Origin of the sequence: Microbacterium paludicola, assembly GCF_039529675.1 — a bacterium.
In the GTDB taxonomy this organism is placed as follows: domain Bacteria; phylum Actinomycetota; class Actinomycetes; order Actinomycetales; family Microbacteriaceae; genus Microbacterium; species Microbacterium paludicola.
This window is the reverse complement of record NZ_BAAANG010000031.1, coordinates 32,025-46,701: the sequence shown is the minus strand read 5'-3', so window position 1 is coordinate 46,701 and position 14,677 is coordinate 32,025. Positions and strand designations below refer to the sequence as shown.

Annotated in this window: 11 protein-coding genes and 1 tRNA gene; 10 read left to right on the top strand and 2 right to left on the bottom strand. The window is 72.2% G+C overall.

Annotated elements, in window-relative coordinates; translation table 11 throughout:
• Positions 1 to 95: 95 nt before the first annotated feature.
• Positions 96 to 168, bottom strand: a tRNA-Arg gene (locus tag ABD161_RS12910).
• 48 nt (positions 169 to 216) lie between these two features.
• Positions 217 to 1,035, bottom strand: a complete 819-nt coding sequence (locus ABD161_RS12905) for an SGNH/GDSL hydrolase family protein (protein ID WP_344003605.1) — start codon at positions 1,033 to 1,035, stop codon at positions 217 to 219.
• A 120-nt stretch (positions 1,036 to 1,155) separates the two neighbouring features.
• On the opposite strand from ABD161_RS12905, the gene argS reads away from it, so the two are divergent.
• The 10 genes from argS (at position 1,156) to ABD161_RS12855 (ending at position 14,544) form a co-directional block, all read left to right on the top strand.
• The gene (gene argS, locus ABD161_RS12900) at positions 1,156 to 2,823 is read left to right on the top strand and encodes an arginine--tRNA ligase (protein ID WP_135114817.1); all 1,668 of its coding nucleotides are present in this window, start codon (positions 1,156 to 1,158) and stop codon (positions 2,821 to 2,823) included.
• 2 nt (positions 2,824 to 2,825) lie between these two features.
• Positions 2,826 to 3,602 (top strand): LmeA family phospholipid-binding protein, encoded by a 777-nt coding sequence (locus ABD161_RS12895; protein ID WP_135114816.1) that lies wholly within the window; start codon positions 2,826 to 2,828, stop codon positions 3,600 to 3,602.
• A gap of 27 nt (positions 3,603 to 3,629) precedes the next feature.
• Positions 3,630 to 4,430, top strand: a complete 801-nt coding sequence (locus ABD161_RS12890) for a hypothetical protein (RefSeq protein WP_344003598.1) — start codon at positions 3,630 to 3,632, stop codon at positions 4,428 to 4,430.
• A 356-nt stretch (positions 4,431 to 4,786) separates the two neighbouring features.
• A complete protein-coding gene (gene lysA, locus ABD161_RS12885; protein WP_344003595.1) occupies positions 4,787 to 6,274 on the top strand; it encodes a diaminopimelate decarboxylase in 1,488 nt (495 codons plus the stop codon).
• On the top strand, positions 6,271 to 7,575 hold the full coding sequence (locus ABD161_RS12880) for a homoserine dehydrogenase (protein WP_135114814.1): 1,305 nt from the start codon (positions 6,271 to 6,273) through the stop codon (positions 7,573 to 7,575). Before lysA ends, ABD161_RS12880 begins: the two co-directional genes overlap by 4 nt.
• A gap of 2 nt (positions 7,576 to 7,577) precedes the next feature.
• Positions 7,578 to 8,531, top strand: coding sequence for a homoserine kinase (gene thrB / locus ABD161_RS12875; RefSeq protein ID WP_344003591.1), 954 nt, complete (start codon positions 7,578 to 7,580; stop codon positions 8,529 to 8,531).
• Positions 8,532 to 8,574: 43 nt separating this feature from the next.
• Positions 8,575 to 10,026, top strand: coding sequence for a threonine synthase (gene thrC / locus ABD161_RS12870; protein WP_344003588.1), 1,452 nt, complete (start codon positions 8,575 to 8,577; stop codon positions 10,024 to 10,026).
• Between the two features lie 170 nt (positions 10,027 to 10,196).
• Complete coding sequence (gene rho, locus ABD161_RS12865; protein ID WP_344003585.1) at positions 10,197 to 12,182, top strand: transcription termination factor Rho; 1,986 nt, start codon at positions 10,197 to 10,199, stop codon at positions 12,180 to 12,182.
• Between the two features lie 20 nt (positions 12,183 to 12,202).
• Positions 12,203 to 13,270, top strand: coding sequence for a peptide chain release factor 1 (gene prfA / locus ABD161_RS12860; RefSeq protein WP_344003582.1), 1,068 nt, complete (start codon positions 12,203 to 12,205; stop codon positions 13,268 to 13,270).
• A 626-nt stretch (positions 13,271 to 13,896) separates the two neighbouring features.
• A complete protein-coding gene (locus ABD161_RS12855; RefSeq protein WP_344003579.1) occupies positions 13,897 to 14,544 on the top strand; it encodes a cell wall protein in 648 nt (215 codons plus the stop codon).
• The last annotated feature ends 133 nt before the right edge of the window (positions 14,545 to 14,677 follow it).

Below are 14,677 nucleotides of genomic sequence, written 5' to 3'. Positions count from 1 at the left end.
ACCGATCAGGTGCGGCCCTTCTTCCGTGTCCGGCCCGGACACGTCGGTCCCGGGATGCGAGACGGGCCGTCCCGAGGGGACGGCCCGTCTGTGTGTGCGCCCGAAGGGATTCGAACCCCCGACCCTTGGCACCGGAAGCCAATGCTCTATCCACTGAGCTACGGGCGCGTACCGGTCAAGGTTATCAGCCGGATCCGGCTGCGCCTGCCGTGCCCGTCAGGGGAGGGCGGGAGCGACCGGCTCGGCCGCCTCGCCGTCGGATGCCTCGACGCTCGTGACGGGATCCGTGATCTCGTGCAGGGCCTCCGCGAGCCGCTGCGCCAGATAGGCGTGGCCCGCGACGGAGGGGTGGTCGCGGCCGAGCTCGCTCGTGTCGATCACCGTCGCGTAGTTCTCGGGCGTGATCCACTGATCCCGGATGGGAGAGATGTACCACCACTGCCGGTCGGCCGCGAGCGAGGCGAGATCACGGTCGATGCGCGCGGTGGCCGGCTCCACCGGCAGCACCTGCGGCGCCGGTCCCAGCACCACGACGGGCGCGTCGGGGTAGATCCGCACGAGCTCGTCCCACGCTGCGTTCACGGCGGTCGGATAGCCCTGCGCCGGTGAGTGACGGTCGTTGATCGAGCCCTGGATCACGATGAGGTCGTAGTCGGCGGTCGGATCGAGCGCCGCGATGCGGGTCGCGAAGTCGGGCCGGTCGATGCCGGGACGGAGATAGCCGCTGCCGCGCCCGCCGTCGACGACGGTCGTGCCGCCCAGCAGCTCCGCCAGCACGTACGCGTAGCCGCGATGGATGGGCGTCGCCGCCGACCCGTACGTCCAGGAGTCGCCGAAGACGAGGACCCTCGGCTGATCCGGAAGACGGATCGTTGCCGGAGTGATGACGGACTGCTCGGCCGACGCCTGCTGCACCTCCGCGACGGGGGCCGCCCACGGACGCAGGACCCCGGCGGCCACGGCTGCGAGGACGGCGACCACCGCCGTCACGAGAAGGGCGACGGCGGCGCGACTGGGACGGGTCACGGACGCCATGCGAAGTAGGGTAAGGGATCCGGCTGAACGGGCGATGGCGCAGCGTGCGCGGCGTCCCGCCCAGCGGCGGTCGCGGGCTCGCGGGTTGGCCCCATGCGCGAGCCGTAGGATTGACGGGCTATGACTCCCGATGCCCTCGCCTCCGCCCTGCTCGCCGTCGTCACGCCGATCGCGGCCCGCCGACGTCCCGACGAGGCGCTGCAGCTGACGGCAGCGGACGTGACCCTCGAGCGCCCCCGCAACCGCGACCACGGCGACTGGGCGACGAACCTCGCGATGAAGCTCGCGAAGCCGCTCGGGACGAACCCGCGCGAGCTCGCGCAGGAGATCGCCGACGGCCTGACCATCGCCGAGGGCGTCGCGAGCGTCGAGGTCGCGGGCCCCGGCTTCATCAACATCCGCCTCGAGGCGGGGGCGGCCGGCGCGCTGGCGAAGACCATCGTCGACGCGGGCGACCAGTACGGCCGCAACGAGTCGCAGGCGGGCAACACGATCAACGTCGAGTTCGTCAGCGCGAACCCCACGGGCCCGCTTCACATCGCGCACACGCGCTGGGCGGCCCTCGGGGACGCGATCGCGCGCCTGCTCGCGTTCAGCGGCGCCACCGTCGCCCGCGAGTACTACATCAACGACGCCGGCGCCCAGATGGAGCGCTTCGGCGCCTCGATCGTCGCGTCGATCCACGGTGAGGAGAAGCCGGAGGGCGGCTACTCGGGCGAGTACATCGACGAGCTCGGCCGCAAGGTGCTGGCCGAGCGTCCCGACCTCCTCTCGCTGTCGCGCGACGAGCAGGTCGAGGTCGCCCGCGACGTCGCCTACCCGCTGCAGCTCGCCGAGATCAAGGCCTCGCTCGCGGCGTTCAACGTGACGTTCGACGAGTGGTTCTCCGAGCGCACGCTGCACGCCCCGGGCCCCGACGGGGGTCCGAGCCTGATCGACCAGGCCGTCGACCGCCTCCGCGCGCAGGGCCACGTGTTCGACGAAGAGGGCGCGGTCTGGGTGCGCACGACCGACTTCGGGGACGACAAGGACCGCGTCATCCGCCGTTCGAACGGCGAGTACACGTACTTCGCCGCGGATGCCGCGTACTACCTCAGCAAGAGCGACCGCGGCTGGGCCGACAAGATCTACCTGCTGGGCGCCGACCACCACGGCTACGTCCACCGCCTGAAGGCCCTCGCCGGCGCGGCGGGCGAGGATCCGCAGAAGAACATCGAGGTGCTGATCGGCCAGATGGTCTCGATCAACGGCGCCCGCCTGTCGAAGCGCGCGGGGAACATCATCGAGATGGACGACATCATCGAGTGGATCGGCACGGATGCGCTGCGCTACTCGCTCGAGCGCTCGCCGGCCGACTCGCCGCTCGACCTCGACCCCGAGCTGCTGCGCAAGCGCACAAACGACAACCCGGTGTTCTACGTGCAGTACGCACACGCCCGCACGCACAACGTGGGGCGCAACGCCGCCGATTCGGGCGTCGACCGCTCCGAGTTCGCTCCCGAGCTGCTCACGCACGAGACCGAGGCGGCGCTGCTCGGTGCGCTGCAGGAGTTCCCGCGCATCGTGGCGTTCGCCGCCGAGGTGCGCGAGCCGCACCGCGTCGCGCGCTACCTCGAGGAGCTCGCGGGCCTGTATCACCGCTGGTACGACAACTGCCGCGTGACGCCGCTGGGCGATGCGCCCGTCGAGCCCGTTCACCGCACCCGCCTGTGGCTGAACGACGCCACCGGCCAGGTGCTGCGCAACGGCCTCGACCTGCTCGGGGTGAGCGCGCCCGAGCGCATGTGATGGTGGCGACCACGACGATCGACACCCCGCCTCGGCGGCGCCGCGGGCGCGGCCTGATCGCGCTCGTCGTCATCCTGATCCTCGTCGTCCTCGCCGCCGTGGCGGGGGAGTTCGCCGCGCGCGGGATCGTCCGCGACCAGGTGCGCGAGCGCGCCGTGGCGGCGCTCGGGCTTCCCGCCGACCATCCGGTCGAGGTCGGCCTCGGCGGGATCGTGCTGGCGCAGCTGGTCGCGGGGCGCCTCGACGAGGTGCACCTGTCGAGCGAGGACGTGCCGCTGGCCGGGCTCACCGTGGACGCGGACGTCGAGCTCACGGGCGTGCCGGTGCGCGACGGCGCCGCCGGGGGAGCGGGCGCGGCGCACCTGCGCCTCGACGACGCCGCCGTCGAGCAGCTGCTCGCTCAGTCCGAGCTGCCGCCCGCGCTGAGCGGCGCGGCGGTCGCGCTCGCCGAGCCCGACGTCGTGCTGTCGAACGAGTTCGAGGTGCTCGGCACGCCGCTTCCCGTGGAGCTCGCGGTCACCCCGGGGGCCGCCGAGGGCGCGCTGACGCTGACGCCGGCCCGGGCGCGGCTCGGCGAGCTCGACCTCGGGCTCGACCAGCTCGCCGCCGTGATCGGCGTCACTCCCGAGCCGACGAGCGTGTGCATCGCCGATCGGCTCCCGGCGGGCTTCGAGATCACCGCCGTCGCCGTGGTCGGCGATCATCTCGAGGCGGATGCCGACATCGCCGAGGGCACGCTGAGCGATCCCGCGCTGCAGCAGCCGGGCACCTGCGACTGAGCCCCGCGCGCTGGCTAGCATCGCGGTATGCAGACGAGCTCCGCGTGGACCGATGACGACGTGCTCGCGGCGGCGGCCGAATGGCTCTGGCTTCCGGATGGCACCGAGGTCGTCGACGGGGACGTGACGATCCTGCGCCGTCCGGCCTGGCTCGCCCGGCGCGTCGCCGTGGAGCGCACCCGCTCCGACCGGCCGGCCGCCGAGCTGATCGACGAGGCGTCGTCGGTCGCGCGCGGGTGGGAGGCCGAGACCCTGCAGTGGGCGGTCCGCGACGACGACGCCCCCGACCTCGCCGCCGAGCTCGAGGCGCGCGGCGCGGTGGTCGACGACGTGCTGGACATCCTCGGGCTGCCGCTGGCGGGACGCCCCGAGCTGCCGCAGGCGCCCGGCGTCCAGGCCGAGGTGGTGGACGCGCGCGAGCAGCTCGCGGCCGTCGGCGACATCAACGCCGCGGTCTGGGGCGACGCGCCCCTGGGCGAGCGCCTCGGCGCCGAGTTCGCCGAGCTGCGCCGCATCCTGGACGAGGGCACGGGGTTCCGGGTCCTCGCCTCCCTCGATGGCGTCCCCGCCGCAACGGGCGGGGTGACGCTCGCGCCGGGCCCGCGCGGGCTTGGCCTCGTGGCGCGGCTGTGGGGCGCGGCGACGGTGGAGTCCCAGCGCGGCCGGGGTCTCTACCGGGCGGTGCTCGACGAGCGGCTGCGCCGCGCGGCGGAGGCGAGCGCCGAGCTCGCCCTCGTGAAGGGGCGGATCACGACGTCGGCTCCCATCCTGAAGCGCGCCGGCTTCCGTCGCGTGGGCGGCGAGCGCCGGTTCGTCCTGCCGCTCTGAGCGTCACGCGCGGCGAACGCAAGGAGGTCTGCGGATCCGATCTGCGGATCCGAAGCCGGATGGATCCTGATCGGTCTCCGGGACCGCAGATCGCTTCGGACTCGCGGGGCAGCGTCGCGGACGGGCCGCGCATCCGGGCAATCTGCCAACCGGATCCGAGGTGATCGCCGCAACTGAGGACATCCGGATCGCCGATGCTCCTCAATCCGCCAGGTCTCCTCGAACGGGCCCCTCGCGCGAGCCGTCACGCCGCGTCACGGCGGTTCGGGAGGCCTCCCGCGGGTGCCCTAGACTCGGGGTCACCCGCGGCGCGTGAGCATTCCGCGCAGCGGAAAACCCCATCCCGAAGGTGATCCGTGCTCGACGATGCAACTGCCCCGCGCGGTGAGGTGACGCCCACCCTCGCGCCCGCCTGGCTCACCGTGCCGGACGACCCGAACGACCTCGCCCCCGGAGTGTGGCCCGCCTCCGCGCAGCGCGACGACGAGGGAGCGCTGGTGCTGGCGGGGATCCCCGCCCCCGAGCTCACGCGCACGTTCGGCACGCCCGTGCTCGTGCTCGACGAGGACGAGGTGCGCGCCCGCGCCCGCGGCGCCCTCGCCGCGTTCGGTGACGCCGCGGCACGCCACGGCGGACGGGCCCGCGTGTACTATGCCGGCAAGGCGTTCCTGAGCACGGAGGTCGCGCGCTGGATGATCGACGCCGGCCTGAACGTCGACGTCTGCTCGGCCGGCGAGCTCGCCGTCGCGCTCGCGGCCGACGTGCCGCCGGCGCGCATCGGCTTCCACGGGAACAACAAGCGCGTGTTCGAGCTCGAGCGGGCCGTCGAGGTCGGCGTCGGGACGATCATCGTCGACTCCGAGATCGAGATCGAGCGGCTCGCGGTGATCACCGAGCGCCTGGATCGCCGGCAGTCGGTGCTCATCCGGGTCAACAGCGGCGTGCACGCCGAGACGCACAGCTTCCTCGCCACGGCGCACGAGGACCAGAAGTTCGGCTTCACGCTCAAGGCCGCCGAGCGGGCGGCCGAGCGCATCCACGAGCTTCCCCTCGTCGACCTCGCGGGCCTTCACTGCCACATCGGGTCGCAGATCTTCGGCACGGCCGGCTTCCGCGAGTCGGCGTCGCGCGTGCTCGAGCTCCACGCGCTGCTCAGCGAGCGCGGCTGGCTCGACGTGCCCGAGCCGATCCTGAACCTCGGCGGCGGGTTCGGCATCGCCTACACGCGCGCCGACACCCCGACGCCGCTCGAGGAGCTGGCCGCCGGGATCGTCGACGCGGTCGCCGACGAGTGCGCCGTGCGCGGCATCGACCTGCCGGTGCTGGCGTTCGAGCCCGGGCGCTCGATCGTCGGCACGGCCGGCGTCACGCTCTACGAGGTCGGCACGGTCAAGACGGTGTCGCTGGACACGGGTTCCGCGCCGGAAGACGCGGACGCGCCGGCCGAGCGGCGCTACGTGAGCGTCGACGGCGGCATGAGCGACAACGCCCGCCCCGCGCTCTACGGCGCGCAGTACTCCGCGCGCCTCGCGTCGCGCGAGGGGACGGGCGAGCCCGCACTGAGCCGCGTCGTCGGGCTCCACTGCGAGTCGGGCGACATCGTCGTCGACCACGAGTACCTGCCCGCCGACGTCACGCCGGGCGACCTGCTCGCGGTGCCGGCGACCGGCGCGTACTGCGCGCCGCTCGCGAGCAACTACAACCACGTGCCGCGTCCGCCCGTCGTGGCGGTCACGCAGGGACGAGCCCGGATCATCGTGCGGGGAGAGCGGATCGAGGATCTGCTCGCGCGCGATGCCGGTATCGATCGGGCGCCGCTCGGCGCCGATGAGGGAGAAGCATGATCGATCACCGCCGACTCCGTGTCGCGCTGCTGGGAGCCGGATCCGTCGGATCGCAGGTCGCGAACCTGCTGCTCACGCAGGCGTCCGAGCTCTCCGAGCGCGCCGGCGCCGATCTCGAGCTCGCCGGCATCGCGGTGCGCGACGTCGATGCGGCGCGGGATGTCGACCTGCCGCGCGAGCTGCTGACGACCGATGCCGAGAGCCTGATCGTGGGCGCCGACATCGTCATCGAGCTGATGGGCGGCATCGAGCCGGCGCGCACGCACATCCTCGCGGCGCTGAACTCGGGGGCGGATGTCGTCACCGGCAACAAGGCGCTGCTCGCGACCCACGGCGCCGAGATCTTCGACGCGGCCGACCAGCTCGGCGCGTCCGTCTCGTACGAGGCGGCCGTCGCGGGGGCGATCCCGATCATCCGCCCGCTGAAGGACTCGCTCGCGGGCGACCGGATCCAGCGGATCTTCGGCATCGTCAACGGCAGCACCAACTTCATCCTGGACAAGATGGATCGCGAGGGCCTGTCGGCCGAGGAGGCGCAGCGCATCGCCACGGACCTCGGCTATCTCGAGGCGGACCCCACGCTCGACCTCGAGGGCTACGACGCCGCGCAGAAGGCCGCCATCCTCGCGAGCCTCGCGTTCCACACGCACGTCTCGCTCGACGACGTGCACCGCGAGGGGATCGAGAACATCACCGCCGACATGATCGACGGGGCGCGCCGCGCGGGCTTCACGATCAAGCTGCTCGCCGTGTGCGAGCGGCTCGAGGGCGAGGACGGCGAGTCGATCTCGGTGCGGGTGTACCCGGCGCTGATCAGCCGCGAGCACCCGCTGGCGAGCGTGCACGGCGGCAACAACGCCGTGTTCGTCGAGGCCGCGGCCGCGGGCGACCTGATGTTCTACGGTGCGGGCGCCGGCGGCATCCAGACCGCGTCGGCGATCATGGGCGACGTGGTCTCGGCCGCGCGCCGGCACATCGCGGGCGGCGTCGGCGTGGGGGAGTCGCCGCGCCAGAGCCTTCCCACGGCGCCCATCGGCCGCATCATGACGCGCTACCAGGTGACCCTCGAGGTGGCCGACGAGCCGGGCGTGCTCGCGCAGATCTCCGGCATCGTGAGCGAGGCCGGCGTCTCGGTCGCCACGGTCGAGCAGACCCCGTCGAGCGACGCCGAGGGCCGCGCCCACATCGTGATCGGCACCCACCGCGCCCGCGAGCAGGCGCTGAGCGACACCGTCGCGCGCCTTGCCGAGAGCGACGTCGTCGAGCGCGTGGTCTCGGTCCTGCGCGTGGAAGGCGAGTGAGCGTGGCCGCCGCGGGACGATCCGTCCACGTCCGGGTCCCCGCGACGAGCGCCAACCTCGGCCCGGGCTTCGACACGCTCGGCCTCGCCCTCAGCGTCTACGACGAGCTCGACGTCACGGCGCTGGCCCCCGGCGAGCTCGAGATCGAGGTCACGGGCACCGGCGCCGACGACATCCCGCGCGACGACTCGCACCTGATCGTCCGCACCATCCGGCACTGCTTCGACGCCGTCGGGCGCACCGCTCCCGGCCTCCGGATCGTCGCCCGCATCGGCATCCCGCACGGCAAGGGGATGGGCTCGTCGGGCGCCGCCGTCGCGGCGGGAGTGCTCGCGGCGAAGGGCCTGCTGGAGGGCGACGTCGACCTCGACGACACGGCGCTGCTGCGGCTCGCGACCGAGGTCGAGGGGCACCCCGACAACGTCGCCCCCGCCCTGTTCGGCGGCCTGACGATCGCGTGGACCGAGAACGGCGCGCCCCGGCACAAGAAGCTGCTCGTCCACCGCGGCGTCGCGCCCGTCGTGTTCGTGCCGGATCGCACGATGTCCACCTCCGCCGCGCGGAGCGTGCTCGAGGCCGAGGTGTCCCGCGAGGACGCCGTGTTCAACGTGTCGCGTTCGGCGCTGCTGATCGCGGCCCTCACACAGAGCCCCGACCTGCTGCTGTCGGCGACCGAGGACAAGCTCCACCAGGAGCGCCGCGCCCAGGCCATGCCCGAGACGTTCGCGCTCGTGAGCGCCCTGCGCGAGCGCGGCTTCCCCGCCGTCGTCTCGGGCGCCGGACCGACCGTGCTGGTGCTCGCCGACGGCCCCGGTCGCCGGCTCGAGGCCGCCGCCGTGGTGGCCGAGGTGTCCGACGGCTCCTGGCAGGCGCTGATGCTCGCCGTCGACTTCCTGGGCGGCACCGTCCGACCTGCCGCCGATGTGAGACTGGAGGCGGATCGTGACGTCGCCTGATCCGACGAGCCCCGCATCCACCGGTTCCGAGACGAGGAGCGCCGTGCAGTACATCTCCACCCGAGGCGGCGGCGAGCCGCTGTCGTACAGCGAGACGCTGCTCGAGGGCCTCGCCCGTGACGGCGGGCTCGCCGTTCCCGCGGTCATGCCGCGGGTCGACGGCGAGACGCTCGAGCGCTGGCGCGCCCTGACCTACCCGCAGCTCGCGACCGAGGTGCTGGGGCTGTTCGCCACCGACATCCCGCGCGAGGACCTCGCTCGGATGACCGCCGCGGCCTACTCCTCGTTCCCCGCGGAGGTCGTGCCGCTGCGGCCGATCGGCGACGGGCTGACGCTCGTCGGCCTGTCCGAAGGCCCCACGCTGGCGTTCAAGGACATGGCGATGCAGTTCCTCGGCCAGGTGCTCGAGTACGCCCTCGAGCGCGAGGGCCGCGTGCTGAACGTGCTCGGTGCGACCTCGGGCGACACCGGATCGGCCGCCGAGCACGCGCTGCGCGGCAAGGAGCGCATCTCGGTGTTCATGCTGTCGCCGCGCGGCAGGATGAGCGCGTTCCAGCGAGCGCAGATGTTCTCGCTCGACGACGCGAACATCCACAACATCGCGATCGACGGGGTCTTCGACGACTGCCAGAACCTCGTCAAGGAGCTCGCCGGCGATCTCGAGTTCAAGCGCGCGCAGAACCTCGGCGCCGTCAACTCCATCAACCTCGCCCGCATCACCGCGCAGGTCGTCTACTACTTCTGGGCCTGGCTGCGTCAGACGGATGCCGGGGGAGCGACCGAGGTGTCGTTCACGGTGCCGTCGGGTAACTTCGGCAACATCCTGTCCGGCTTCTACGCGAAGCAGATGGGGCTGCCGATCCGGCGTCTCGTGCTGGCGACGAACGAGAACAACGTCCTCGACGAGTTCTTCCGCACCGGCGTCTACCGCCCGCGGTCGGCCGCCGAGACCCTGGCGACCTCGAGCCCGTCGATGGACATCTCCAAGGCGTCGAACCTCGAGCGCTTCATCTTCGAGCTCGTCGGCCGCGACGCCGCGGGCGTCGTCGACGCGTGGCGAGGGCTCGCGACCGAGGGGAGCTTCGACTTCTCGGCCGACCAGCCGCGCTTCGAGGAGGAGTTCGGCCTCGTCAGCGGCACCTCCACGCACACCGACCGCATCGCGACGATCCGCGCGGTGCACGCGGGCACGGGCGAGCTGATCGATCCGCACACCGCGGACGGCGTGAAGGTCGCGCGCGAGCACGTCGAGCCCGGCGTGCCGATGCTCGTGCTGGAGACGGCGAAGCCGGAGAAGTTCGCGGAGACGATCCGCGAGGCGCTCGGCCTCGAACTCGAGTACTCGCCGGAGCTGCGCGCGATGCTGGATGCGCTGCAGCGGGTGACCGAGATGGCCGACGACGCGCACGCGCTGAGGTCGTTCATCGAGGCCGCCTCCCTCAAAGGTGATACAGTGAGGGAAACCCCGGTGGGTGCCGATCGGCACGATTCTTGACCACCATTTCGCAATCTGCGAAGCCCCGCACAGGTCCCCCGACCAGCTCTCCCAGCAGCTTGTTCACCTGAGCACTCTGTTCTCGAGCGCCTGGGCGACCGACGCGCGTTCTGACACGCGGTCGCATGTGCATGGGGGCGAAACCGACACGTTCCACTGGAGGAGCACTCGTGGAGACCATCTCCGAGATCCAGCCCGACGCCGCCGCCCAGAGCGGCGACGAGGCCACCGACACGACCGCCGCAGAGGCGGTCACCGAGACCACTGAGGCGCAGGCCGCGGCGCCGGCGAAGGCGCCGCGCAAGCGCGCCCCGCGCCGCGCGAAGTCGACCGACACCCCGGCCGCCGAGGCTCCGGCAGCGGACGCGCCGGCGGAAGAGGCGCCGGCCGAGGAGGCCGCGGCCGAGCAGGCCGAGGCGCCCGCCGAGAAGCCCAAGCGCGCCCCCCGCAAGCGCACCCCGCGTGCCGCGAAGGTCGAGGCCCCCGTCGAGGAGCCCGCCGCCGAGGAGCAGCCCGCCGCCGCCGAGACCGAGGCGCCCGCCGAGGCCGAGCCGACCGAGGCACCGGCCGAGGACGCCGCGCCCGCCGAGGCCGAGGCCACCGAGTCCGAGACGCCGGAGGCGCCCGCCGAGGGCGAGGCCGCCGAGGCCGCCACGGAGGGTGACGCCGCCTCGCAGTACGCCGCCTCGCAGGATGCCGCGGGCCAGGAGGCCGGCACCCAGGAGGGCACCGGCCGCCGCAGCCGCAGCCGCAGCCGCAGCCGGAACCGCAACAAGGGCGACCGCGCCGAGAACGGCGGCCAGGGCGGCCAGGCTCAGGGCGGCAAGGCGCAGAGCGACAGCCAGGCGCAGGCCCCCGCACAGGTTCAGCCCCAGGCGCAGGACGCCGACGACGACGCACAGGGTGGCCGCAACGCCCGCGGCAACCGCAACAAGCGGCGCGGCAACCAGACGACCGACGAGTTCGACACCGAGATCAACGAGGACGACGTCCTCATCCCGATCGCGGGCATCCTCGACGTGCTCGACAACTACGCGTTCGTGCGCACCACGGGCTACCTCCCCGGCCAGCAGGACGTGTACGTCTCGCTCGGCCAGGTGAAGAAGTACAACCTGCGCAAGGGCGACGCGGTCGTCGGCGCCATCAAGCAGCCCCGCGAGAACGAGTCGCAGGGCCGCCAGAAGTACAACGCGCTGGTCAAGGTCGACTCGGTCAACGGCCTGTCCGTCGAGGACGCCGCCAACCGCGTCGAGTTCTCGAAGCTCACGCCGCTGTACCCGCAGGAGCGCCTGCGCCTCGAGACGGCCCCCGAGAAGCTGACGCAGCGCATCATCGACCTCGTCGCTCCCATCGGCAAGGGCCAGCGCGGCCTCATCGTCGCGCCCCCGAAGGCCGGCAAGACGATCGTCCTGCAGCAGATCGCCAACGCGATCGCGCAGAACAACCCCGAGGCGCACCTTATGGTCGTGCTCGTGGACGAGCGTCCCGAAGAGGTCACCGACATGCAGCGCACGGTGAAGGGCGAGGTCATCGCCTCGACCTTCGACCGCCCCGCCGAGGACCACACCACGGTCGCCGAGCTGGCGATCGAGCGTGCGAAGCGCCTCGTCGAGCTCGGCCGCGACGTCGTTGTGCTGCTCGACTCGATCACCCGCCTCGGCCGCGCCTACAACGTGTCGGCGCCGACCTCGGGTCGTGTGCTCTCGGGCGGCGTGGACGCCTCGGCGCTGTACCCGCCGAAGCGCTTCTTCGGCGCCGCGCGCAACATCGAGAACGGCGGATCGCTCACGATCCTCGCGACCGCGCTCGTCGAGACCGGATCCAAGATGGACGAGGTCATCTTCGAGGAGTTCAAGGGCACCGGCAACATGGAGCTGCGCCTGTCGCGCCAGCTCGCCGACAAGCGCATCTTCCCGGCCGTCGACGTCAACGCGTCGTCCACCCGCCGCGAGGAGATGCTGCTCTCGGCCGACGAGGTCAAGATCACCTGGAAGCTGCGTCGCGCCCTCGCGGGCCTCTCGCCCGAGCAGGCGCTCGGCACGGTGCTCGACAAGCTCAAGGAGACGTCCTCGAACGTCGAGTTCCTCGTGCAGATGAAGAACGCCCAGATGTCGGTGGGTGGTCGTTCGTCCGGCCACGAGAACGACATCCGCTGATCCTCGCTCCCGGGGACAGGATGTTCGAGTCCGTCGACGCGCTGATCGACGAGCACCGGCGGGTGCAGGAGGAGCTCTCCGACCCCGCCGTGCACGCCGATGCCTCGCGCGCGAGGCGCGTCAACCGGCGCTACGCCGAGCTGAACCGCATCGTCCAGGCGCACGAGGCGTGGACCGCGGCGGGGGATGACCTCGCCGCGGCCCGCGAGCTCGCGCGCGAGGACGAGGCGTTCGCCGCCGAGGTCCCCGCGCTCGAGGAGAAGCTGGCGCAGGCGCAGGAGAAACTGCGCCGCCTGCTGATCCCGCGGGATCCGGATGACGCGCGCGACGTGATCATGGAGATCAAGGCCGGCGAGGGCGGCGCCGAGAGCGCCCTGTTCGCCGCCGACCTGCTCCGCATGTACACGCAGTACGCCGCCTCGAAGGGCTGGAAGGTCGAGCTGCTCGACCGCAACGAGTCAGACCTCGGCGGCTACAAGGACGTGCAGGTCGCGATCAAGGGATCTTCCTCCGACCCCGCGCAGGGAGTGTGGGCGCACCTGAAGTACGAGGGCGGCGTCCACCGCGTGCAGCGCGTGCCCGCGACCGAGTCGCAGGGCCGCATCCACACGTCCACAACCGGCGTGCTTGTCTTCCCCGAGGTCGACGAGCCCGAGGAGATCCAGATCGACCAGAACGATCTGAAGATCGACGTCTTCCGCTCCTCCGGCCCCGGCGGCCAGTCGGTCAACACGACCGACTCGGCGGTGCGCATCACCCACGTGCCGACCGGCATCGTCGTCTCGATGCAGAACGAGAAGTCGCAGCTGCAGAACCGCGAGGCGGCCCTGCGCGTCCTGCGCGCCCGCCTCCTGGCGAGGCAGCAGGAGGAGCTCGACGCCGCAGCCTCCGACGCGCGCAAGTCGCAGATCCGGGGAATGGACCGCTCCGAGCGGATCCGCACATACAACTTCCCCGAGAACCGCATCGCGGATCACCGCACCGGATACAAGGCGTACAACCTCGACCAGGTCATGGACGGCGCCCTCGAGCCCATCCTGCAGTCCTGCATCGAGGCAGACGAGGCGGAGCGGCTGGCGTCCCTCTAGCTCGCTTCGCTCGCGCCGCGCGCGTTCCTTTGGCTCGCTGCGCTCGCGCCGCGCGCTGATCGATCGCTCGGCCGACGCTTCGCGCCGGCACTCGCGCTCGATGGGCTGTCGCTCCGCTCCATCCGGGGGCGCGCTGGTTGGCCGCATCCGCGGCACGCTCACTCCGTTCGCACATGGGGGGCTTTCTCTTGGCTCGCTTCGCTCGCGCCGCGCGCGGATCGATCGCTCGGCCGACGCTTCGCGCCGGCGCTCGCGCTCGATGTGACGTCGCTGGCGCTCCGTCCGGGGCGCGCTGGTGGGCCGCATCCGCGGCACGCTCACTTTGTTCGCACATGGGGGCTTTCTCTTAGCTCGCTTCGCTCGCGCCGCGCGCTGATCGATCGCTCGACCGACGCTTCGCGCCGGCACTCGCGCTCGATGTGACGTCGCTGGCGCTCCGTCCGGGGCGCGCTGGTTGGCCGCATCCGCGGCACGGTCGCTTCGCTCCCACATGGGGGCTTTCCGTAGCTCGCTTCGCTCGCCGCGCGCGATCCCGTTCTTCTCCGTTCTTTCCGCCGCTGCGGCTTCTGTGTATCAGGAGGCGGGGCGGGCTCTCGTTACGGGGGAGGGAAAAGGACGGAGTGGTCATGCTGCAGACGATGGTGGCGGGAGCGGCGCTGATGCTTGCCGTGAGCGGGTCGACCGTGACGGGGGTGGACGAGCTGTATCCACCCGATCAGCCGGCCGAGCCCTCGCTGAGCACGAGCGCGTACGCGGAGTGCGTCCAGGATGCGCCGTGGATCGTCTACGACGTCACCCTCGTCGATCCGGACGATCAGTCGACGTCACGCGACGTGTCGCTGGTGTTCACAAAGGGCGGGCAGCGCCTCGAGGTGCCGCTCGGGTCGCTCGGGGAAGACGACGCGCTCTCGGGCAGGATCCTGTGGCCCGGCGCCGCGACCGATTCCTCCGGAGCGGGGATCGACTGGCCCGGCTGGGTCCAGCAGGACGGCGAATGGGTCGACCTCGGCGAGGACGACCTCGGCTGGACGCGCGAGGGCGCGACCGTGGCGATCGAGGTCAACCCCGAGGCCGGCGTCGCCGTCTCGTACCCGCCGGCCACACCGTACTGCGTCGTCGGGCCGCGCCTGACCGACGATCCCCCCGCGCCCCCGGTGAGCCGTGCGGGGCTCGCCGCGACCGGCGCCGAGATCCTGGCGCCCTTCCTCCTGGGCGCGACGCTGCTCACGGGCGGACTCGCATTCGCCACCGCTCGACGGCGACCCCGAATGTGAACCGGCGCCTGACGACGGACAGCACTCCCGCGGCGGCCGGGCCGCCGCCGAAGCCATGGCGCCGGATCGTGGGTCGTGTGGCGGTCGGTCTTGCCGCGCTCATCGTGCTGTGCGTCGTCTGGCTCGGCGTGCG